Source organism: Ekhidna algicida (genome assembly GCF_051379705.1).
Taxonomy (GTDB): Bacteria; Bacteroidota; Bacteroidia; order Cytophagales; family Cyclobacteriaceae; genus Ekhidna.
Genome location: NZ_CP179868.1, coordinates 698,925 through 720,068, shown reverse-complemented (window position 1 = coordinate 720,068; position 21,144 = coordinate 698,925). Strand labels below are relative to the sequence as shown.

General features: G+C 39.7%; 16 protein-coding genes. 7 read left to right on the top strand and 9 right to left on the bottom strand.

Annotated features, from left to right (window positions below; genetic code table 11):
- Window positions 1–61: 61 nt before the first annotated feature.
- A complete protein-coding gene (locus ACL8WY_RS02980; protein WP_436516878.1) occupies window positions 62–2,677 on the bottom strand; it encodes an ABC transporter permease in 2,616 nt (871 codons plus the stop codon).
- 3 nt (window positions 2,678–2,680) lie between these two features.
- A complete protein-coding gene (locus ACL8WY_RS02975) occupies window positions 2,681–3,013 on the bottom strand; it encodes a PadR family transcriptional regulator (protein ID WP_436516876.1) in 333 nt (110 codons plus the stop codon).
- Window positions 3,014–3,216: 203 nt separating this feature from the next.
- On the opposite strand from ACL8WY_RS02975, the gene ACL8WY_RS02970 reads away from it, so the two are divergent.
- From ACL8WY_RS02970 to ACL8WY_RS02960, 3 genes are read left to right on the top strand one after another with little or no spacing between them, the layout of a single operon-like run.
- Entirely contained in the window at window positions 3,217–3,669 is a 453-nt protein-coding gene (locus ACL8WY_RS02970) for a hypothetical protein (protein WP_436516874.1), read from the top strand.
- A gap of 4 nt (window positions 3,670–3,673) precedes the next feature.
- Window positions 3,674–4,009, top strand: coding sequence for a PadR family transcriptional regulator (locus ACL8WY_RS02965; RefSeq protein ID WP_436516873.1), 336 nt, complete (start codon window positions 3,674–3,676; stop codon window positions 4,007–4,009).
- Window positions 4,006–6,684, top strand: a complete 2,679-nt coding sequence (locus tag ACL8WY_RS02960; RefSeq protein WP_436516872.1) for an ABC transporter permease — start codon at window positions 4,006–4,008, stop codon at window positions 6,682–6,684. The genes ACL8WY_RS02965 and ACL8WY_RS02960 overlap by 4 nt, the downstream gene beginning before the upstream one ends.
- On the opposite strand, the gene ACL8WY_RS02955 is transcribed toward ACL8WY_RS02960, so the two are convergent.
- The 3 genes from ACL8WY_RS02955 to ACL8WY_RS02945 form a co-directional block, all read right to left on the bottom strand.
- Window positions 6,685–7,206, bottom strand: coding sequence for a mechanosensitive ion channel family protein (locus ACL8WY_RS02955; protein WP_436516871.1), 522 nt, complete (start codon window positions 7,204–7,206; stop codon window positions 6,685–6,687). It lies immediately after the preceding gene.
- A gap of 340 nt (window positions 7,207–7,546) precedes the next feature.
- The gene (locus ACL8WY_RS02950) at window positions 7,547–8,656 is read right to left on the bottom strand and encodes an NAD(P)/FAD-dependent oxidoreductase (RefSeq protein ID WP_436516870.1); all 1,110 of its coding nucleotides are present in this window, start codon (window positions 8,654–8,656) and stop codon (window positions 7,547–7,549) included.
- 29 nt (window positions 8,657–8,685) lie between these two features.
- Window positions 8,686–10,299: a VRR-NUC domain-containing protein gene (locus ACL8WY_RS02945; protein WP_436516868.1), complete on the bottom strand. Its 1,614-nt coding sequence runs from the start codon at window positions 10,297–10,299 to the stop codon at window positions 8,686–8,688.
- 78 nt (window positions 10,300–10,377) lie between these two features.
- Here ACL8WY_RS02945 and ACL8WY_RS02940 point away from each other — a divergent pair, with 78 nt between their 5' ends.
- Window positions 10,378–11,100: a hypothetical protein gene (locus tag ACL8WY_RS02940; protein WP_436516866.1), complete on the top strand. Its 723-nt coding sequence runs from the start codon at window positions 10,378–10,380 to the stop codon at window positions 11,098–11,100.
- Window positions 11,101–11,171: 71 nt separating this feature from the next.
- On the opposite strand, the gene ACL8WY_RS02935 is transcribed toward ACL8WY_RS02940, so the two are convergent.
- Window positions 11,172–13,436, bottom strand: a complete 2,265-nt coding sequence (locus ACL8WY_RS02935; RefSeq protein WP_436516864.1) for an ATP-dependent helicase — start codon at window positions 13,434–13,436, stop codon at window positions 11,172–11,174.
- 326 nt (window positions 13,437–13,762) lie between these two features.
- Here ACL8WY_RS02935 and ACL8WY_RS02930 point away from each other — a divergent pair, with 326 nt between their 5' ends.
- The gene (locus tag ACL8WY_RS02930) at window positions 13,763–14,170 is read left to right on the top strand and encodes a DUF1761 domain-containing protein (RefSeq protein ID WP_436516863.1); all 408 of its coding nucleotides are present in this window, start codon (window positions 13,763–13,765) and stop codon (window positions 14,168–14,170) included.
- Window positions 14,171–14,195: 25 nt separating this feature from the next.
- Here ACL8WY_RS02930 and ACL8WY_RS02925 read toward each other — a convergent pair whose 3' ends face one another.
- Both ACL8WY_RS02925 and ACL8WY_RS02920 read right to left on the bottom strand, forming a co-directional pair.
- Window positions 14,196–14,693, bottom strand: a complete 498-nt coding sequence (locus ACL8WY_RS02925; protein ID WP_436516862.1) for a hypothetical protein — start codon at window positions 14,691–14,693, stop codon at window positions 14,196–14,198.
- A gap of 6 nt (window positions 14,694–14,699) precedes the next feature.
- Complete coding sequence (locus ACL8WY_RS02920) at window positions 14,700–16,058, bottom strand: M24 family metallopeptidase (RefSeq protein ID WP_436516860.1); 1,359 nt, start codon at window positions 16,056–16,058, stop codon at window positions 14,700–14,702.
- A gap of 97 nt (window positions 16,059–16,155) precedes the next feature.
- On the opposite strand from ACL8WY_RS02920, the gene ACL8WY_RS02915 reads away from it, so the two are divergent.
- Window positions 16,156–17,790, top strand: coding sequence for a tetratricopeptide repeat protein (locus ACL8WY_RS02915; RefSeq protein WP_436516859.1), 1,635 nt, complete (start codon window positions 16,156–16,158; stop codon window positions 17,788–17,790).
- 129 nt (window positions 17,791–17,919) lie between these two features.
- A complete protein-coding gene (locus tag ACL8WY_RS02910; protein ID WP_436516858.1) occupies window positions 17,920–19,683 on the top strand; it encodes a tetratricopeptide repeat protein in 1,764 nt (587 codons plus the stop codon).
- Window positions 19,684–19,869: 186 nt separating this feature from the next.
- On the opposite strand, the gene ACL8WY_RS02905 is transcribed toward ACL8WY_RS02910, so the two are convergent.
- Window positions 19,870–21,042 carry a hypothetical protein gene (locus ACL8WY_RS02905; protein WP_436516857.1) on the bottom strand — a complete coding sequence of 391 codons (1,173 nt, stop codon included), beginning with the start codon at window positions 21,040–21,042 and terminating at the stop codon, window positions 19,870–19,872.
- Window positions 21,043–21,144 lie beyond the last annotated feature (102 nt).

Here is a 21,144-nt window from a genome sequence, read left to right as displayed (position 1 = left end):
TTTCCATAATTATGATACAAATTTCGCACAGAAATCGTGCGTTTCATATCAATATTTGAGATTACTCATATCTCAGCGCATTCACCGGGTTCATCTTTGCCGTTTTGAAGGTCTGAAGACCAACAGTGATTAGTGCGATCACTGAGGTAATCAGAATAGTAATGATGAAGATGATAGGGTTGATACTCATGTGATATGCAAAGTCATTGAGCCACTCATTGCCGTAATACCATATCAATGGAATGGCGAGCAAATTCCCAATAAACACGAGGTACATAAACTCTTTAGAGAGTATCAGAATGATTTGCGGAATTGTCGCGCCCATTGTTTTTCTGATGCCTACCTCTTTGGTCCGACTCAATGCGACAAATGAAATCAAACCCATAAGACCTATCGCGGAAACAATGATCACCATAATGGCAAAGATGGAAAGCACTTTAGCTAATTGATTTTCTTCTCGGTATTGCCGGTCAAAATCTTCGTCAAGGAAGAAATATTCCAATGGATAACTATTGAAAGTCTGATCCCAGGATTTTTCAATGGCTTTGATCAGATCATAAGTCTGTGCCGCGTCATATTTAATGGCGTAATACCTTCCATAATTGTCGCCTGTATAATCCATGGCTTTTGGCCAGATTTGATCCTGCAAACCAAGTCCATGGTAGTCTTTTACCACACCTATCACTGTTCCTTCCGGAGTTTTTGAAGGTGATACAATACGTTTACCAATAGCATCTTCGGGGTTTTTCCAACCCATTGCAATCACACACGATTCGTTTATAATCAGTCCTTCTTTTAGTTCGGAAGGTTTGCTGTTCTCAAAATTTTTACCAGCAATAAGTTTTAGACCCAATGCATCGATGTAGTTTTCATCTATCGCCATGTATTCTGTGTCCACCTGTTCGCCTTCTTCTTTGCCCGGATATGCCCACTGTCCCTGCCAACCCGGCCGCCCCGGAAGAGCGTTAGTATGTGAAACAAACTGTACACCCGGAAGATTTTTGAGATCATTTTTTAGCACCATTCTGGCTCCATTTCTGGGCACATCTGTTGCGTCTATGATTAACATTTGCTCTTTGTCAAATCCCAACTGTTGCGTTCGCATGAAGTTGATTTGACTGATTACCAAAATGGTCGCCAGAACCAATGTAGATGAAATGAAGAACTGGATAGTAATAAGCATCTTCCGCAAACTCAACCCCTGATTGCTTTTCCCTAATTTCCCATTTAAGGCATTTAAAGGTTTGAGCCCGGAAATAACCATGGCAGGATAGTAGCCGGACAAGAATGAAACCAGCAGCAATAGGATTAAAATGCCGGCCAAAAATTCAAATTTTAAGAAGGAGCCCAAATCATAGTTCTTCGACATCAGTTCATTGAAGAATGGAAGAATGCTAAAGATTAGTATTAGCGCGAATCCAAAAGCGATGAAAGTCAAAAGTGTGGATTCGGTCATGAATTGTGCAATGATTCCTTTTTTAGAAGATCCAACGATCTTTTTCATAGCAACCTCCTTGGAACGGTAGGCGGATCGTGCAGTGCTTAGATTGACGTAATTAATCGATGCAAGAATGATCAGGAATATGGCTATAATAGAAACGGTTTTCACTCGCTTCTTAGAACCATTCGGGCCAAAGCCATTATAAAAACGTTCACCTAAATAGACTTCCTTTAGAGGAATCAACTTTGTAGTAAACGCAACGCCCATCTCCTCCAGCCATTCTCCGATATTCTCATTGTAGATGTTAGTGATTTTAGCTTGAAACTGATCGGGATTTTCACCTTCTTTCAAGAGGATATAATTTCTAATGTCAAAATTTCCCCAGCCATCGCTGTAGCTGAAATACCTAAAATCTGGGAAGGTTGAAAATGACATCAGCATTTCAAATTGTATGTGCGAATTTTCGGGTAAATCCCTCACCACGCCGGTTACCTTGAAGTCGACCGAATCCCTAAGCGTTACCGTTTGTCCCAGAGCAGAACCATCAAAGTATACATTTTCGATGCTTTCTGTGATTACAATAGAATAGGGATCTTTTAGTGCAGTTTCAGGATCGCCTGACTTTAAAGGAAATGAGAAGATGCGAAAGAACTCTTCACTTGCATAGTACACTTTGTGCTCGTATCGCTTGTCTTTGTGATTGAGTTTAAAACTGGGAGCTGCCCATCTGGTATATAATACAGCCTCTACTTCGGGATATTTGGTTCGAAGCTGATATCCGATAGGATGCGCATTGGTTTCCATTCCACCTTCCGGAGAGGCGGTGACCACTTTGTAGATGCGATCTCCCTTTTCATGAAAGTTGTCAAATGAAGCTTCATCAAGCACATATAGCAAAATCAAGCCCCCAAAAGCCAGTCCGATAGCTAGTCCAATCAGGTTGATGGCTGAATGCGTTTTGAACTTGATAAGGTTTCTGAATGCAAGTCTGATGGTTCTCATAATAGTTACAATTAGTCCGATTTTATAAATCCATTTTAAGTTTTTGAGTAAGCTTATTCTGAAAAGTTTTAAGACTCCAACATTGTATCGTCTGTAGGCTTCTTTTACTGAATAGGTCTCCAAATCATCGAAGAATACTTCTTCCAGATCTCCCTCAATCTCTTCCAGGTACTCACCATGGATAAAGAGCCGAAGTAATCTTCTGGACCATTTTGGAGGTACTATCTCGCTCATGAATTAGATAGTTTTCAACCCTTGAATGGCTATTTCTGACCAAAAGCCTTCACGTATGGCTTTGATTTCATTGAGCACTTTTTCCGCATAAGGGGTTGCATTATATATCCTCTTGCGTTTACCACCTCGCTTTTGAGTAGCCTCTCCAAATTCTGAGGTGAGGAATCCTTTTTCTTCCATTCGCTTAAGTGCTGATTGGATAGACCCCACACTCAACTGCTCGTCCATGCGTTTTTCTAGTTCCTTTTTAATTTCAACGCCGTACGCTTCTTCGCGTAAGACGATTACTGACAGGAGGACCAATTCCTCAAATTCTCCAAGTTTTGTTTTCTTCATCTCTGCTGTGGCTTAGTGCCGTTGATGATATTATTCGTAATTGCAGTAAAAATAGTTACAAATATTATTCGTAATTGCAGTTTTTATTAAAAAAATACCTAAAAGGCATGTAATTAGCTATTTAACAGGCTTTAACAAATTACTTGTACAAAACAACAACTAATTCAATAACTTGTGCGTTTGTACAACAAATCAAAATAGTAATGAGGTCAATTATCTACTTAATGCTGATAGGACTAAGTGTTTTAATTCAAGCTCAGTCTATCGGCAAGCAAAGCCTGGCGCAACTGGAAGAAAGTCCTGCGGGATCCAGAATCCTCTGGTTTATGGACATTATTCAAAAGGGAGAGGATGTGTCAGATGAAGAAGTAAAGCAAAATTTCTCTCCAAAGCTGATCGATAAAATGGGATTTGATAAACTGAAGGATACATTTTCTGATATATTGGAAAATGACGGAACTCTATTTATTTATGAAGCAAAGAGAAAAAAAATGACTGAATATAAATTGAGGCTAATGGGAGAGAAATCAGGAGAATGGCTGGAAATGCAATTCTTCTTCGAGGATTCAAACCCATACCGAATGCTTGGGTTTACTCTGGACTCCACGGACGGACCGCTAGAAAGTGGAGAGCCGATATACCCAACCAAAAACTAAGACTATGAAAGGAGAACATTTAGGTGAACTTGAAGAACTGGTATTGCTTACTGTAGGCTCATTGGTAAATGAGGCGTATGCTGTGATTATTCTGGAAGAAATTAAAAGCAACACAAAACGTAATATGGATGTAACTGCTATCCATTCGGTGTTGAGAAGGTTGGAGAAGAAAGGATATGTGACCTCAGAAATGGGTGGTGCATCCAATGAGAGAGGAGGAAGGCGGAAGCGATTCTTTACACTCACAAAAGCTGGTAGAAGCATATTGGATCAATCAATGGAGCTGCGTTATTCACTTTATCAGAAGCTACCAAAACTGACATTTTCTATTGCCAGATGAATCATCCACCCAAACTAGCGGACCGATTTCTGGAATGGTTTTGCGACCCTTTATTACTAGAGGATTTGCAAGGCGACCTCTATGAAATCTACGAGGGACGGACAGAAAAGGGAAAGAATGCGAGGCTGCTTTATTGGTGGCTTGTTTTTCGTTCGTTTCGCTGGTCTACTTTAAAAAAGAATCAAAAAATCAAAAACTCAGGACTTATGATAACTAAAAACAATTTCAAAATAGCATGGAGAGTACTGCTGCGTGATAAATTCAATACCGGGATTAACCTACTAGGCTTAACCGTTGGAATCACCTGCTTTCTTTTATTAGGGCTTTATGTCAAACAGGAAATAAGCTATGATCAGTTCCACACAAAGAAGGATCGCATTTACCGTTTGATACTCGATGAAGATTATGGGGACGGACGTACATTTTATAACTCCACTACTCCCTTAAGATTTGAATCGATGCTTGAAGAAAGCTTTCCCGAGGTGGAACGAGGCGTACAATACATACGAAGAACACATCTCGTAGGAAGAGGTGAAAAACGAATCAATGAGCCTGTTGCATTGATTAGTCATGACTTCTTTCAAATGTTTGATTTTGAGCTGCTTATGGGAAATAAGGATAAGCCTTTTACTTCTAAGAGCGGTTTGCTGATATCAATGGATTACGCACAGAAGTATTTTGGAGATATTGATGTGGTAGGTAAAGTCCTGGCCATTCAAATCAATGACGAGATAAGAGATTTTGTGATTGAGGGCGTGTTTAACAACATCCCAAAGGAGTCCAGCATAAATTTTGATCTGGCAATGTCGATTGATATGGGACGGGATCTGTTCAGTGACAGAGCATATACTGCCTGGTTTAATATCATTCCTGAAACGTACATTGAGTTGGAAGAAGGTGTGGATCCTGCTAGTCTTTACGACAAGGTTCAAGACGTACTTATGGGACAGCTGGCTGAAATGGATATGGGAGGTGAGCCGATCCAACGAGGGCAGTACAACATTGAGTTCCAGCCTTTGACAGACATTCACCTGAACCCCGATATTCCATTAGGGTATGCACCAGTCGGCAACCCACAGTATGTTGCTATTCTTGGTGCAATTGGATTGCTTGTGATTATTATCGCTTGTATCAACTATGCCACGCTTTCCATTGGACAATCATTGAAGCGATCAAAGGAAGTAGGTGTTCGCAAGGTGCTTGGTGCCTTTGGGAGTTCCCTTACAGTTCAGTATTTAATGGAGGGAGTTCTCCTTACATTGTTCGCAATGGCGATAGGTGTGATTTTGGCGTTCTTACTCGTTCCTACCTTTAATCTTTTGACTGGTACAGATCTGGTATTGGAGTTTGAGTGGTGGCATGTATTGGTTTATTTGTCCATTGCTATTGTAATAGGACTTGCTTCTAGTGTCTATCCTGCTTTGGTACAATCCAGGTTTAAAGCTATATCTGTTTTGCACAGCGGAAGCCAGTCTACTGATAAGGTGAAGGCACGAAAAGGAATGATTGTATTTCAGTTTATCATTACCGTTTTCTTGATTAGTACCTCTCTGCTGATTAGGCAGCAGGTTAGCTATCTGCAGAATAAAGATTTAGGAATAAAATATGATGCTGTTATTTCAGCGAGACTTCATGCCAGTCCGGAAGCTCAGCGTATTGCAGAGCTCACGAGTACAGCGATGGAGAATGGCGAGATATTAAAAGCGAAATTGAAAAATTACCCTGAGATCACGCAGATTGGAATGGGTAGTCATGTGTTTGGGAACAATGGGTGGGCGCATTATGGCTTCAATGATAAAGAAGGAAATTTCAAGCGTTTCCGCTTGTTGGTAGCAGATGCTGAGTACCTCGAGCTTTTTGATGTACAGGCGAAAGAGGGTAGGTTGTTTGAAGTTGGTAATACATTGGATGAACGTCAAGGGGTATTGTTGAATCCAGCCGCTGTTGAGCTTTTGGAATTTGAGAATCCTGTCGGTGCACAATTGCCAAATGATGATTTCGGTGATCATCAAATTCTTGGAGTAACAGAAGAATTTCATTTTTCTTCACTTCACAACTCTATCGAGCCATTAGTCATCGTTCAAAATCCAGTGCCGATCCTGATGGGTATTTCTGATCTGGACATCAATGATTCATTTGTTCCAAAACTGGTATTCAGGTTTAATGGAGCCAACTTATTGGATGCTACAGATATTTTGCAAAAAGAATGGGAAGCTTCATTTCCAAATGTGAGTTGGAACTATGAGTTTGTAGATGAGCGAATCAAATCTCAGTATGAGAGTGAAGCTCGCATGAACAAACTCATCTCAGTCGCTACAGTATTATCCATTCTCATTGCTTCATTAGGACTGTTAGGACTTTCGCTACTTGTTGTCAATAGCAAGGTAAAAGAGATAGGAATAAGAAAAGTCATGGGTGCAACACCATTAGCGATATTCCAATTACTTGCGAAAGGATTTTCAATCCAGATTTTGATAGCTATTGTTTTATCAATTCCGCTTACAATTCTCTTAATGAATCAATGGTTGGATAATTTTGCTTATCGTACCGAAATAGGGGCAGGATTGTTTATTGTTAGCGCATTATTATCGGTTGTTGTGGCTGCTATTGTCATTGTTTATCAAACAATAAGAGCGGCAAAGGTAAATCCGGTAGAGTCACTCAGGACCGAGTGATTATTTCTTGCTTTTAACTTTCACAACTTGTTGGAAAAACAAATTATTAGGGACGGTTATGATGCCGTCCTTATCTTGTAGTTTGGTATAAATAAGACCAATGTCGATCACTTTTCCGGTCACCTCTTTTTCTACCAGCACCAGGGTGTCCGTGATCTTAAAGGGATTGATAGTGTAGATGATAATGCCGGCAACAATGTTGCTCAGAATACTCCAAATGGCAAAGAATCCGATGGCTATCACACCTAGAATACTGCCAAGCGAGACCCAGATATTCTTCAGATCTCCTCCCCAAATAATGACTAATAGGAGGAATACAAAAACATACAAAGAGAAGATAAGTATCCGCTTTGTGGCAGCCGTTCGGTTAGGATCATAGGAAAATTGGTTGCCAAGTCGGTTGATACTCTTTTTGATCACCCAGCGAGCGGCAATAAACAAAATGATGATAACGACACTCAGTGCAGCTTGTATCAGATAGTTTGCTTCAATCTTATCAATGAAATTGGTGAATAAATCCATGTGACAAAGTTAGCAGGAGATATGTAACTAATGGAATAAAAAAAGGCTACTCGAAAGAGTAGCCGTTTCTGAAAGCAGAATGTTTGACGGTAGTAAAACTTTTTGAAATTAGCCTACGAGGATTTTAACTACTAGTAATGATAAGGCTAATCCCGTCATGCATATCACAAAACTTAAGTTGATGAAAGTCTTCTGTTCTTTGGTTAATGTTAGTAAAGCCATGATTGGTGGTGGTTTAATTTCAAGATGAAGTAAGCCATTACGAAAATGACTTCCAATTTTGTTCGTCCAACCAATAATATGTGTAGATAATGCCCCGATATTCGGAGATTAGGGATTTCTAATTTTGCAACATTTCGGCCACTTCTTCACCTACAAGGCTCCCGATTGCAACACCCATTCCACCCAGACGGACACCCAAGGCTACTTTATCAGAAACTTTTTCAACGATAGGCGCCTTAGTCTGTCCAAATGCCATGATGCCGGACCACTCCATTTCGATCTGATGTTCTTGGTTAGGAAGTATGATGGTATTCAAATCCGAGATTAGCTTCTCTTTTATGCTAGTGTTCACGCCAAACTCAGTAGTGGTCTCATCGTCTGGAGCTAGATTTCTACCACCGCCAAATAGCAGTTTTCCGTAGTAGTCTCTAAAGTAATAGTAGCCTTCATCATAGTGAAAGGTCCCTTCGAATTTGAGTGCGTTAGCTGGTTTGATACTCATGACTACACCTCTTCCCGGTGCCAGATCAAGTTTGCCTGGGATAAGAGACTTGGTAAATGCATTGGTACAGACAGCAACTTTTTTTGCTTTGAACTCAACACCATTGCAGAAAGCCACAACCCCGTTTTCTTCTTCCTGAATGTTCAACACCTCGCAACCCGTATGCACTTGCACACCGATTTCTGCACAGTATTTCCATAGCGAGGAAATGAGTTTACCTGTGTCCAGCTGACCTTCCAGGTGGTTTTCAATCAGTTGGTGTGTATTTCCAAATCCGAAGTTTTTAATCTTTGAGTTTGAAAGCTTGAAGACTTCTGTTTGAAAGAAAGGCTCGAGAAGGCCATTGATTTGGTTGATTTGTTTCTCAACATCTTCATTATCAAAAATAAGCTCATAGCCGCTTTTTACATGAATATCTATTACTTGTCTGCCCAAACGCTGGCAAGTCTTTTGCAATCCGTCCCACCTTTTCTCCACCAACTTGATCATTCCATCCTCACCAAGAGTAGCCACATCATTGATCAACTCAGAAACAGAGCCAAAACAAGCAAATCCTGCATTCTTGGTACTTGCCCCGGAAGGCAAAACCCCACGCTCCAACACAGTCACCTTAAGATCTGGTGATTGTTCCTTCAAGGTAGCGGCAGCTGACAGGCCGGTAATTCCGGCACCAATTACAAGTATGTCCGGCGAAAGAAAGGATTGTTTTTCCCAAAGGCTATGCACAGTAGTTGTTTTAGTTTTTTTGAAGTTAGTTAATCCGAATAGTTGATGCGGAGTACTTCAGCATTGATTTTAGCAGAAGCAAGAAAATTGAGCCAAAAAAGCTGCTGAGCCGACAAGTGATCATTTGGAGACTTTACTTCATAAAAATGATAACTAGCCTCAGACCAGATGAAAAGATCAGGGAAGCCCGCACTATTCTCTTTCATATTTTTAGACATCTCAATAAGGACAGTTTTCAATCCTTTCAATGGAAGTTTTTGGATCATCACTACTAAGGCAGGAAGGAGGGCTTCATGCCAGGTGACAAATCGATTGGCCACACCATATTTTTCATCATGGATTGTAGCAATAAAATCTGTGAGTTGTTTCTTAGTTCTCAACCTCTTGAGCTGATCTTCAAGTAAAGATTGACGTGATTCAAAAAAAATCGAATCATTTAAATCCGAAGGCTGACGCTGCAATGGATGATGAAAAGAACCATGATTCGTATCGAAAATGACGTGCCAAAAAACGAGTCCGAAGAGTCCTCTCCACAAGAAGTTTTCCGCATGAATTCCATCCCAACCTTCCTTTTTGAAGTGATCAAGTACCGCATCTTCCACTCGTCCTTCAGGTGTTGATATTGTTACAGATGGAGCGCTTTTGAGTCGTTGAGTCATACTTCGATCAATACGAACACCTTTGCGATTTAGAAAATCAGTTGCAAAAGTGAATTCAGAAGCGTTGCTGGCTTCCTCGAGCATTTGTCTGGCAAGCTTCATTGCTTCTTCTTTCCGATCCAGCTTCTCCAGCAAGCGTACTTTTCGTTCCCTTGCAGGATGTCTATCCGTGTAGGAATAATAGTGCAGAGCCTGATTGGGCAATTGCGTCTGTTCAAAATAGTAGGCTATTTTCAAGAGTAACTTCTCAGCAGATTTTGCTGAGCGAGGATAGGAAAGCCATGTCTCCCATGGCATTTCTTCTAGGTAGTCTTCGAGTGGTAAGTCTGCTTCCTGGATTTCATAAATCATACGCCTCAACTGGGAAATATGCATTACCGAGAGGGCTTCTTCTCGTGATTGAAACCATGGACTAAAATTTGTCTCGTCCAGTTTCTCGATTTTAATATTGCCAACATCTCGTATCACAAAATCGGTCATACGACCGCCTCTATGACCAAAGAACAAAAGTTTTAGAAACTCAACTTCTTCGTTTTTCAAGACTTGAGCAATCTCCTCTTGTTCATGCACAATAGCGATATCTGTATCCGTAAGCTCAGCCAGCAGATCTTCCTTTTTTTGAGAAGGATGAAGAAAGTCATAAAATGCAATAAGCTCTGATTTGGTAAATAAGCGAAACTGACTTGGATCTTCACTTTCATTTACATGAATAAAACCTTGATGAATCAATTCTTCTTTTGCCTCATGTACATCAGGTATTTCGCTATACGAAATCTTATTGATCCTGAAGAAATCTCCTCTACGATTAGAAAACCGAAGATATAAGCATTGTGCCGGCTCAGATAAATTCCGAAATGATTGATAAAACAAATGCTCAGGTTGGTCTAGGATGTGATCATACTGACGCTCCACAAACTCCAAAAGGTAATTGAAGTAATCTAAATAGTACTTTTCGGGTAGTATGATTGGATCATTCTTAGACATTTATAATAAATGGGACTTTTTCGGTTACTCTATGTTGCTTTGTAGTATAATAAGATTACATCACTATTTATTGATTCTATGAAGCAACTTTTTGTTGTATTTTTTCTTTTAGGTTTTACTGTGTCTTATGCTCAAAGTTATGTCGATTTAGGCATTCGCCACTTTGCCGTAGGGGAGTATGAGGAAGCTTTGATTGATTTTAAAGAAGCTGAGGAAATCGAGAGCATGATCACTGAGTCTTCTAAGGCTAAAATGTATTATTACAGAGGAATGATTTGGCTGATGAGAGCAGAAAAATCTGCTGGTGATTTTGCCGAAGAAGATCCGATCAGACTGAGTTTTGAGGATTTGTCTACAGTCATTTCAAAAAATCCTGAGTGGACACCGCAAATCGAGGAGGCCTATGAGCGATTGTATCCTCTTATTATCAAGGAAGCAGATTCCTATCTCAAATTTGAAAAAAAAGAAAAGGATTTAAATGCTAAACTTCAATTCCTTGACCAAAGAATTGCCTACTTAACGATGGCACAAGAACTTGAAGTATCTGCAAAACCCGTATTGTATTTAGGCCAAACCAATAAGCAGGCTGGTGATTTGATTTTTGAGGAATCATCAAACGTTGGTGAGCTTCAAAAAGCTAAAAATTATTACGAAACAGCGCTGATTCATTATGAACAAGCGAGGTATGAGGATCCTTTTTCAAAAGAAATTATCCAGGATTTATTAAGCATATCGAAGCGCTTAATGGACGTGGATCGAATTAGTGAATATGAGAAGCTACTCCAGCTTGCTGGAGGATAATGGATAATCAAAATTTAAGTTTCTGTACCTTTCTATTTATCAAACAGAGTCTGAGGCAGCTAAAAAATAATTTATAAAATCCTCAACTTGGCAAAGCTCAGTAGGAGGGTTTTCTCACCTGCTTTTTCAAAATCAACTTTAGCTTTCTTATTGGCACCTTGCTCATCGATAGTAGTCACTACTCCAAAGCCAAACTTAGGGTGTTCCACTTTCATGCCTTCTGCCAGGTTGGTCGTATCGCTTGGCTCGAAATCAGCACTTGGTTTATGATTGACCTTAGTAGCAAATCGCTTGGTTGTATTCTCCTTCTTAATGTTTTTGAAAAAATTCTTCGTCACATAATTAATGCCGGGAGATACCGGATCACTGGATGAAAACTTGCGATTTACTTTGATGAATTGAGGATCTACTTCTTCCAAAAACCGACTTGGCTCGCAGTTTTTCAACCGTCCATATCGGTACCTGTTGAGCGCGTAGCTCAGATATAACTTCTTCTCCGCCCGGGTAATTGCTACATAAAAAAGCCTTCGTTCTTCTTCCAAATCTGCTCTGCTGCTCAGCATCATCTGAGAAGGGAAGAGCTCTTCTTCAAGGCCAACAATAAAGACGTAGGGAAACTCCAGTCCTTTAGCCATGTGAATAGTCATCAATGTCACTGCATCATCAGACTTTTGATTTCGATCTTCATCCGTCAACAGCGCCACATCCTGAAGGAATGAACCCAGACTTTTGTCTTCTCTATCAGGATCATCGGTAAATTCCTTGATCGCATTGAGAAGCTCTTGTGTATTCTCATAGCGATTCATACCTTCTATGGTTTTGTCCTCATAGAGCTCCTTGAGCAAACCGGAAGTCTTGGCTATTTGAGACGCGGTATCGTACGCATCTTTCTTCTCATTAGTGAGTCTGAAAGATTTAATCAGAGTGGCGAAATTTTCCACTTGAGTGCCTCCCTTACCACCAACGTAAGAGCTGGCTTTCTCCATTATTTCCCAAAGCGTTTTTCCTTGCTCATTGGAAGCTACGACCATTTTATCTATGGTGCCCGGGCCAATACCACGCTTAGGAAGGTTGATGATTCTCCGCATGGCAGTCTCGTCATTGGGATTCACCGTGTATCTAAAATAGGCAAGGAGGTCCTTTATTTCTTTCCGTTGATAAAATGAAAGGCCACCAACGATGCGATACTTGATGTTATTTCTTCTAAGGGCTTCTTCTATCGCCCTTGACTGACTATTGGTTCGGTATAGAACAGCAAATTCTTTTTCAGAAGCATGCTGCTGCATCTTGGTTTCAAAGATCGCTGAAGCTACAAGTTTACCTTCTTCATTGTCAGAAGTAGATTTGATTAATTCAATTAAATCTCCCTCCTGATTGGCAGTCCAGACACTCTTCTTTAATTGTGCGGTGTTTTTATTAATGACAGAGTTCGCAGCATTAACGATCGTTTTAGTAGATCGATAATTTTGCTCGAGCCTCATGGTTTTTAGATCTGGATAGTCACGCTCAAAGTTTAAAATATTCTGGATGTCTGCGCCACGGAAGGCATAGATACTTTGTGCATCATCACCAACTACGCAGATATTTTGACGAACAGCTGCGAGTCGCTTTGCTATAAGATATTGTGAAATATTTGTATCCTGAAACTCATCAATCATCACATAATGAAAGCGTTGCTGATATTTATTAAGGACATCATCGTGATTTTGAAAAAGAATATTGGTGTTGAATAAAAGGTCATCAAAATCCATCGCATCGGCCGCAAAGCATCGTTCCGAATATGCACGATAGATACGCCCCATTTCAGGCCGCATGTTTTGCGTATCGTCTTCTAGATAGATCGGATTATTTTGATATTCAGCCCAGGATACAAGCCTGTTTTTGGCACTGGAAATTCGATTGTAGACAATATTGGGTTTGTAGACTTTATCGTCCAGGTTAAACTCTTTTACAATTAATTTGATCAGTGATTTTGAATCATCTGTATCGTAAATAGTGAAGTTACTTGGATAGCCAATCTTTCCAGCTTCCGCTCTCAGAATCCTGGCGAAGACTGAGTGAAATGTGCCCATCCATAAGTTTTTAGCTTCACCACCTACCATCTCTTCAATTCTTTTTTGCATTTCACGTGCTGCCTTATTGGTAAAAGTCAGCGCCATGATATTGAATGGATCTACGTTATGTGCTTTTATTAAATGAGCGATCCGATAGGTGAGGACGCGCGTTTTTCCTGACCCGGCTCCTGCAATGATCATGCATGGACCTTCTACATTTATTACGCCTTCTCTCTGTGGGGGATTGAGTTGATCAAGATAATCATCCTTCGCTTCTGCCATGCAGCAAATCTATTTGATTTGAGCTACAAAAATTTTCTAAATCAACCTACAAAATGAAAAAACTTGTTGAGCACGATGAATGCAAGGAAACATAGAAATAAAATCACTTCGATGATCAGGATTAGGTTGTTGGCTTTGAAGAAAGTCTTTTTCACAATTGTGATGGTGGATTCTTAGTTGTGCTTTTTCAATTGATAAAATTAACAACATTAAAACAATGTTAATGCAACGTTACCTCGCAGTTTTTAATGTGAAATTGATAAATCAGATAATGGAACATTTTTTCTATCTTGTTATTAACTGAAACTAACTTAACTACATACATTATGGATTTTTCATCAATCAATTGGTTGGCCGTTTTGCTAGCCACAGTATCAGCATTTATTGTCGGTGGTCTTTGGTATGGCCCCATCTTTGGAAAAGCCTGGATGGCAGAGATGGGCTTTACGGAGGATGACTTAAAGGATGCCAACATGGTAAAAATTTACGGTACAGCTTTTGTTCTGGAATTTATCATTGCCCTACAGCTTGCTTTTTTTCTTGGTCATGGTGATACAGATCCGTCAGTAGGACAAGGTGCAGCCTACGGATTGCACATTGGCTTATTTTTCATTGCTGCTGCAATGGGCGTGAACGCTTTGTTCTCCAGAGCATCATTGAAATTATGGTTTATAAATGCTTTTTATTTCGTGGTTCTACTCACCTTGATGGGTGTAATACTGACAGTGATTTAATCAAGATATCTGGGCTCTACGGAGCCTATTTTTTTTGCCTTACGAACTTACCTTCATGATATATTTGAATGCACTTCCCGTCCTCTGAAACTGAACAAACTCGATAGAGATATTCATCTTTGGATTGATAAATCCAACTATCGCGCAAGGTCAAATCCCCATATACATATTCGTAATAGATGTTTTGATTTTCGACTTTGATTACTCCTTTGCTAATACCTCCATTTTTGTCAAATTCATAAAATTCAAGCTGATCTGTTTCACGATTTAATGTTCTGACGCCTTCATTCCTTAAACCGAACTCCAGCGTTTTAGGATCAGTTGTGTAGGTTTTTACTTTTATGATTTTACCGTCAAGGCCTCTGTAAATTTCTTTCACCGTCTTGCCATCATGACCACCTAGCTGCTTGCCTTCTGAGATCCAGGTACTTCCAACCAAATTATCAAATACAGAAAGTGGATTTTCCTGTGCAGAAAGCATATTTATGATTAAAAGGAAAAGTGATGCAAGCAAGAACTTCATTTGCTTTTAGTTTTTTGAATTGGGAGTTAGTGGTCTTGGAATCGTCATAATCTCTATCTGTCGACCATCGATATATCGCACGTTTTCTCCATCAAAAAATGCATCTTCTTCGAGCATTATTCTGATTTCTTTGTCCCATTGCTCCAAATAAACACCAGCATTTAGCTCTATCGAATGTGCTGTGTTGGGATAGAGCGGATAGTCGCCTTTACCAGGAACACCACTCTGCTGATCCCAAAGACCAATAGTCGGTCCGGCAGCATGTCCATGGAAGCCTATTGGGTGGGTGTAGATCACACCTTTCAAACCCTCCGACTTGCATTGATCTAAGGTAGCTTTCAATATTTCATTTCCACTCCTGCCAGATTTGAAATTTGAAGTCAGTATGTCCTGAACTCTATTCCCTTTCTTAAAGGCATCTTTGAGAAAACTAGGTGCTTCACTTTCTTCTGGTTTCAAGACGTAAGCATGTTGCTGAGTGTCAGTATTCAGTCTCAAATAGGTAATGCCAAAGTCAACGTGCAGCAAGTCTCCGGGATAAATCACTTGTTGCTCAGGTCTTTCAGAAAATGACCGTAAATGATCAAAGGATTCAGGATCTTTTCGTTGCAAAGAAACCGATGGGTGAAACCAAGCAGTAAAACCTAATTCTCTTATCCGATCTCGATACCACCACACAACATCATTCGTTGTGGTAATTCCCGGCTGAATTACTTTTTCAGAAAAACCTTCACTAATGATCTGATGAGCTATTCTTACGATATTTTGATATACGATCATTTCGCTCTCGGTACGGGTTTCTAACCAACCAATCGCAATATTTTCAGCACCAACTACTCGGGACTGATAATTTTTGGGTAGCACGTCCATTAGTTGCTCATAGTGAGTAGATGAAATCCCATCGGCAAGGGCGAAAGTTTCTGATTTATTAATACCGATTTTTTTAGGATTTTTCGCAACGATCATTTCTGCCAGCGCTTTCCACTGATCCGGCTGCTCTTCCTTATTCCATATGGTTTTAAATAAATCTCCGGTATTATAACGAGACATGCCAAACGTTTCCAGTGGCTTGCCATCACCCGGATCATATGCGATCAGCATAGTTGTCCTTCTGGCAGACTGCCATGTCGCTGGTAGCAATGTTTTAATGACAGGATCTTCGTTATACTCACGAGCAATTATCACCCACATATCTATATCGAATCTTTGCATAATAGTAGGAAGTACAGTTTCTACTCGTTCTTTAAGCCATTGATCAATAACTTCGGCTCTTTCTTGCATCGAAAGAACCTTCGGAGTGTATGGGTTTTGGGCAATAGAATAGAATGATAATAAAACTAAAGAGGCTAATAAAACTTTTTTCATGGCTAAATTTCTTGTACCCGTCTAAGATACTAGAAAAGGAAAACACAATAGGTTTTTGATCCGTTTTTACGAATTTTGATTTTCACCAATTCCTTATATGAGATTACACCTTTCATTGTTTTTAACTGTATTATCTGTTTGGGCGCTGGCCAACTCAAGGATAGATAGCTTAAAGTATGAGCTATTTAATCATACTTCTGAGGATGTGGTTAAGGTTGAACTTTTAAACAACCTTGGATACGAGTATTGGATTATAAATCCGGTACAGTCAATCATTTACGGTCAGCAAGCAAAGGTGCTGGCCGAAATACTTAAAGACTCTTCAGGACTTGCATTCTCCAATCGTGTGATCGGCGTTGCGCATTGGGCCCGTGGCAGCTATGATAGAGGACTCGAATACCTTTTAGATGGTTTATCTCTTTATCGAAATCTGAGTGATACTTTGGGTGAGGCCAATTGCTTGATGAATATAGGGTTGATCTATGCTGATAGATCTGACAATGATCTGGCACTTGAGTACTACTTTGAAGCGCTCAAATTTTTTGAAAGTGTAGGCGCAGCAAATCGATCTGCTACGACTTATGTGAAACTAGCTACTATTTTCATTCGTCAGCGGGATTTTAGCGCAGCCTATGACTTTCTTCGGCGGGCAGAGTACATACATGGCAGTGATGAATTCCTTTATGGAATATCGGAGATTCTGAATAGGTATGGGTTGCTGAAAACAGAAACTCAGGAATATGATAGCGCCATTTTATACTTGAATCATTCCATGGAAGTCAGTCAAAAGATTCAGGACATTGATGGAATTATCCGTAATTATATCAGCCTTGCCGATGTTGCTCTTCAAACCAATAGAATTGATGACGCTGAGACTTTTTTAGATGAAGCATTAGTTGCAGCAAGAAAAGTACAGTCACATAAGTGGTTGAAAGAAATCTACAGTAGACTGCAACGAATAGCACGGAGAAAAGGCAATTTGGAAAAAGCAATAGTTTATCTAGATCAATATGTGCAGCAAAAGGATAGCATTTTTAATGAGCAGACGCTCAATAATATTTCGCGGTTAGAAACCGAACTGGCTACCGCTGAGCAAAAACGTCAGCTGGATGCCAAAGAGAATGAAATAGTCATTCTGGAACAAGAATCTGAGATTCAAAGGTCACGAATACTTGTTCTTTTCGTCATAATGGCTACTGTTATTATCTCGGCTATTCTATTCATTCGAAATAGGCAATTGTCTGCTCAGCGTAAGGAACAAATTGCAAAAAAAGAAGCTGATGAAGCCAGAAAGGAATTAGAATTCAAAAACAGAGAATTGGTCTCCTATACTGTAAACTTTGTTCAGAAGAATCAACTTTTTGAAGAGTTGATGAATTCAGTTTCTACGATGAAAAAAAGTACATCTGATGACACTAGAAAAGGTCTGATCGGGATGGAACGAACAATTAAACGTCACCTTCAAATCGACAGAGACTGGGAAGATTTCAAAATGCGATTTGAAAATCTTCACACTGGATTCTTTGATAAAATTCTTGAGAAAGAAGCTTCACTTACTGGGAATGATTTGAAATTATGTGCTTTGGTGAAAATGAACTTCTCTATCAAAGAGATTTCCGAAATGATGGGAATTTCAACCGAAAGTGTGAAGACTGCCAGATATAGACTAAAAAAGAAGTTGAATTTGCCCGGAGATATGGCGCTCAACGACTTTCTAAACACTGTGAGTTAGTTTTTCCAGAAAACGGTGACCTTTTGTCTACCGTTTAGGTGTTTTTCATCACTTTTCGTTCACCTACTATTAATATAAGTACGCTTAGCTCTTCACATTTTTGTGATGCACTAAAAATCATCTATTGAAATGGAGAAATCAACTAAATACTCATTGGTCAAATGTGTTCTTGTAATTATCGGAGTATCAACAGCGCTTCTATTGTTGAGCTCTTGCAAAGAACCGACTAGGTCATTTCAGGCGCCTTTGTTTGAAACCATTGGCGATTATCGAATGGAAGTAACTACAACGTCAGAAGATGCCAGACACTTTTTTGACCAGGGAATGATTTTCACTTATGGCTTTAATCACGGAGAGGCAGCAAGATCCTTTCGTGAAGCCATTCGATTGGACAGCAACTTTGTTATGGCCTATTGGGGACTTGCATACACTTTAGGTCCAAATTATAATGCTCCGCTGGATTTGTCTATGAAGGACGAAATTAGTTGGGCGGTAAATAAGGCAGCTTCATTGAAGCATTCTGCATCCGAAATTGAAAAAGGCTTGGTCGATGCAGTAGAATTGAAATACATAGCCAATATCGACGAGCCACAGCTTGATTCATTCGCAAATGCCATGAAGGAATTATGCGAATCATATCCAGACAACTCAGATGTTTGGACTTTCTATGCTGAGGCACTTTTGTTACAGCACCCGTGGGATTTGTATGACTACAAAGGTGGGCCAGCCAAAGATTGGACACCTAGGATTAAAAAAGCTTTAGCCACTGCATTAGAAATCAATCCCAAACATCCACTTGCCAATCATTTGAATATTCATGCAACAGAAGCTGCAAACTGGCCTGAAGCTGGAATGAATTCAGCGGAAGAGTTGAGAAAGTTAATAATACCAGGAGCTGGGCATCTTGTTCATATGCCATCTCATACCTATATCAATACAGGTGATTATCATTTGGGTACTCTTGTGAACCTAGATGCAGTAAAGGCAGATAGTGTTTACTCAGCTCAATGTGAGGCACAGGGTGCATTCCCATTATACTATTATCACAATTATCACTTTTTAGCAGCATGCGCTGCACTAGAAGGGAGAGGTGCACTGGCGATTGAGGCTTCATATAAGATGACTCAAACCATTGATAAGACTTTGCTAGCCAAGCCAGGCTTTGAAACAACCCAGCATTTTATGACGATTCCGTATAATGTGATGGTGAAGTTTGCACAATGGGAAAAGATATTGGCGACAAGTACGCCAGATATGAGATATCCTTACTTAACTGCACTATGGCATTATGCCAGAGGTATGGCATATGCAAATTTGAATCAACTAACCAATGCAAGTAAGGAGCTTCAAAACCTGAATCATATACAGGACGGTGCTGGCTTTGACGAGTTTTTGATTTTTGGAATCAATTCAGGTCAAACTGTGATTGATATTGCAATGAGGGTTTTAGAAGCTGAGATCGCTCAAAAAAGATTCGACTTTAGCAGAGCTCAAAACTTACTTCTAGAAGCGGCGGAAATAGAAGATAGTATGAGCTACAATGAACCTCCTGATTGGTTCTTTTCTGTGAGACATGTTTTAGGAGACCTATATATGCAGCAGGGAATGTATGCTGAAGCAGAGCAGGTATATAAGCAGGATCTGAAAAACTTCCCTAGGAATGGGTTTGCATTAAGTGGACTGTATCACAGCTTAATTGGCCAAGGAAAGGATTCGGAGGCTAAGAAGGCAAGGCAGCGATTTGAAATCGCTTGGTCTTTTGCTGATACAAAGCTTAAGTTTTCAAGAGTTGATGAAGAGTTCAGAACTGATTTAGCCTTGAAGGTATCCAATGAAAGCCCGGCTGAAATCATGCGTTTATCGGCTTCTTTCTGTGGAATACTCATTAAGTAGACCTCTAGTAAACCTAAATGATAACTTAGTTGACCTCTTGTCTACCTCAAAAAATAGGTTTGTGAATACTACAAATTGATATTTGCATGTCTTCAATTAAATAATATTAGGTTTTGATTAATGAAGACTTTTACTCTGAAAGCGGAGTAATTTTGGTGGTAGGGGCGTCTTTAAGACGCCCTTTTTTTATTTCACAATAATTCGCGAGGTGAGTTCAATACCTTCTGTTGATTGCGCTTTCATCAAATACATCCCTCTTTTTAGCTCGGCAAGATTAATACGATAACTCAGGGCATTCTCCTTTGTAGCATTGTGGGTAAGGTTTTTGGTTTCACCTCCAGAAATATTATAAAACATTATTTCTTTAACCATGAATGATTGGGTAGACGAAAGAGTTAAGATTTTGTCTTGAACCAAAGTTGGATAAGCTGTTAATTTACTTTGTGTTCTATCAAGTTTTGTGTTGACTCTTTGCACCTCGAAATATTCAAATTGGCCATCAAAATCTACTTGTCTAAGGCGATAGTATTCGATAGGCGCAAAAGCGAACTTGTCGGTGAATTCATATTGAATCATTTCACTTGTATTTCCATTCCCCTCAACCTGACCTATTTCGTAAAAATAGGATCCGTCCTCGGAGCGCTCGATAGCGAAGTAATCATTGTTGATTTCGGATGCAGTTGCCCAGTTTAATTTCACTCCATCGTCTGAAGTTGATTTAAAATAGAGTAACTCTACTGGAAGTGGCGTGGAACCACCACCTCCCACAAATTCTTCAATGGTTCCAAAACCATCATCTGAGAGGTCATCGATCAAAAATGATGAATCTCCAGATCCATCGCCACTATCATCAATCTCGGACTCAGCGTTACCTCCGTAGCTACCAGCATATACATTACCATCACCACTGTAGTCGTTATTTCCAGTCGATCCAGACATTGTAAATGTTCCTGTAGCTACAATTACACCATCCGAGTCAACAGAGATTTTGTTATTCATCGTAAGATCCCCAAAGATGATTAAAACGCCATTGGAAGTAACTGTTAATTCCATTGACTTATTTTCGAAAACTACGTCACCAAAAATCACAAGGGTATCATTAACTATAAATTCTCCAGCAAAATTGCTATTCGCAACATTGATACTGACTTCACTAACTGTAGATCCGAGGGTGATATAGTTATTAAAATTCAATGTTTCACCATCCAGATTTAAAGTACCATCACCATCGGTACCATTACCAGGGTAAGCAGCGTTCCAGTTGCCATTGACTTGCCAAGAGCCGTCAGTTGTAGTTGTCTGAGCGAATGCACAATTGAGTGCCAAACAAGCAATTATAAAAGGGAGTATTAATTTCATTTTCTAAATAAAGTATTGTACAAATCTACGGTATATGAGTTGCTATTGGATTTCACATCTGACGTATTTCGTTTATCAGATGCTTATACTCGGTATAACTTT

Excerpts from the sequence above, each read along its gene's own strand:
- ACL8WY_RS02940 (WP_436516866.1), top strand. The coding sequence starts at position 10,378 with ATGAAGCAACTTTTTGTTGTATTTTTTCTTTTAGGTTTTACTGTGTCT.
- ACL8WY_RS02975 (WP_436516876.1), bottom strand. The coding sequence starts at position 3,013 with ATGAAGAAAACAAAACTTGGAGAATTTGAGGAATTGGTCCTCCTGTCA.
- ACL8WY_RS02925 (WP_436516862.1), bottom strand. The coding sequence starts at position 14,693 with ATGAAGTTCTTGCTTGCATCACTTTTCCTTTTAATCATAAATATGCTT.
- ACL8WY_RS02955 (WP_436516871.1), bottom strand. The coding sequence starts at position 7,206 with ATGGATTTATTCACCAATTTCATTGATAAGATTGAAGCAAACTATCTG.
- ACL8WY_RS02905 (WP_436516857.1), bottom strand. The coding sequence starts at position 21,042 with ATGAAATTAATACTCCCTTTTATAATTGCTTGTTTGGCACTCAATTGT.
- ACL8WY_RS02910 (WP_436516858.1), top strand. The coding sequence starts at position 17,920 with ATGGAGAAATCAACTAAATACTCATTGGTCAAATGTGTTCTTGTAATT.
- ACL8WY_RS02970 (WP_436516874.1), top strand. The coding sequence starts at position 3,217 with ATGAGGTCAATTATCTACTTAATGCTGATAGGACTAAGTGTTTTAATT.
- ACL8WY_RS02965 (WP_436516873.1), top strand. The coding sequence starts at position 3,674 with ATGAAAGGAGAACATTTAGGTGAACTTGAAGAACTGGTATTGCTTACT.
- ACL8WY_RS02960 (WP_436516872.1), top strand. The coding sequence starts at position 4,006 with ATGAATCATCCACCCAAACTAGCGGACCGATTTCTGGAATGGTTTTGC.
- ACL8WY_RS02915 (WP_436516859.1), top strand. The coding sequence starts at position 16,156 with ATGAGATTACACCTTTCATTGTTTTTAACTGTATTATCTGTTTGGGCG.
- ACL8WY_RS02980 (WP_436516878.1), bottom strand. The coding sequence starts at position 2,677 with ATGAGCGAGATAGTACCTCCAAAATGGTCCAGAAGATTACTTCGGCTC.
- ACL8WY_RS02920 (WP_436516860.1), bottom strand. The coding sequence starts at position 16,058 with ATGAAAAAAGTTTTATTAGCCTCTTTAGTTTTATTATCATTCTATTCT.
- ACL8WY_RS02945 (WP_436516868.1), bottom strand. The coding sequence starts at position 10,299 with ATGTCTAAGAATGATCCAATCATACTACCCGAAAAGTACTATTTAGAT.
- ACL8WY_RS02935 (WP_436516864.1), bottom strand. The coding sequence starts at position 13,436 with ATGGCAGAAGCGAAGGATGATTATCTTGATCAACTCAATCCCCCACAG.
- ACL8WY_RS02930 (WP_436516863.1), top strand. The coding sequence starts at position 13,763 with ATGGATTTTTCATCAATCAATTGGTTGGCCGTTTTGCTAGCCACAGTA.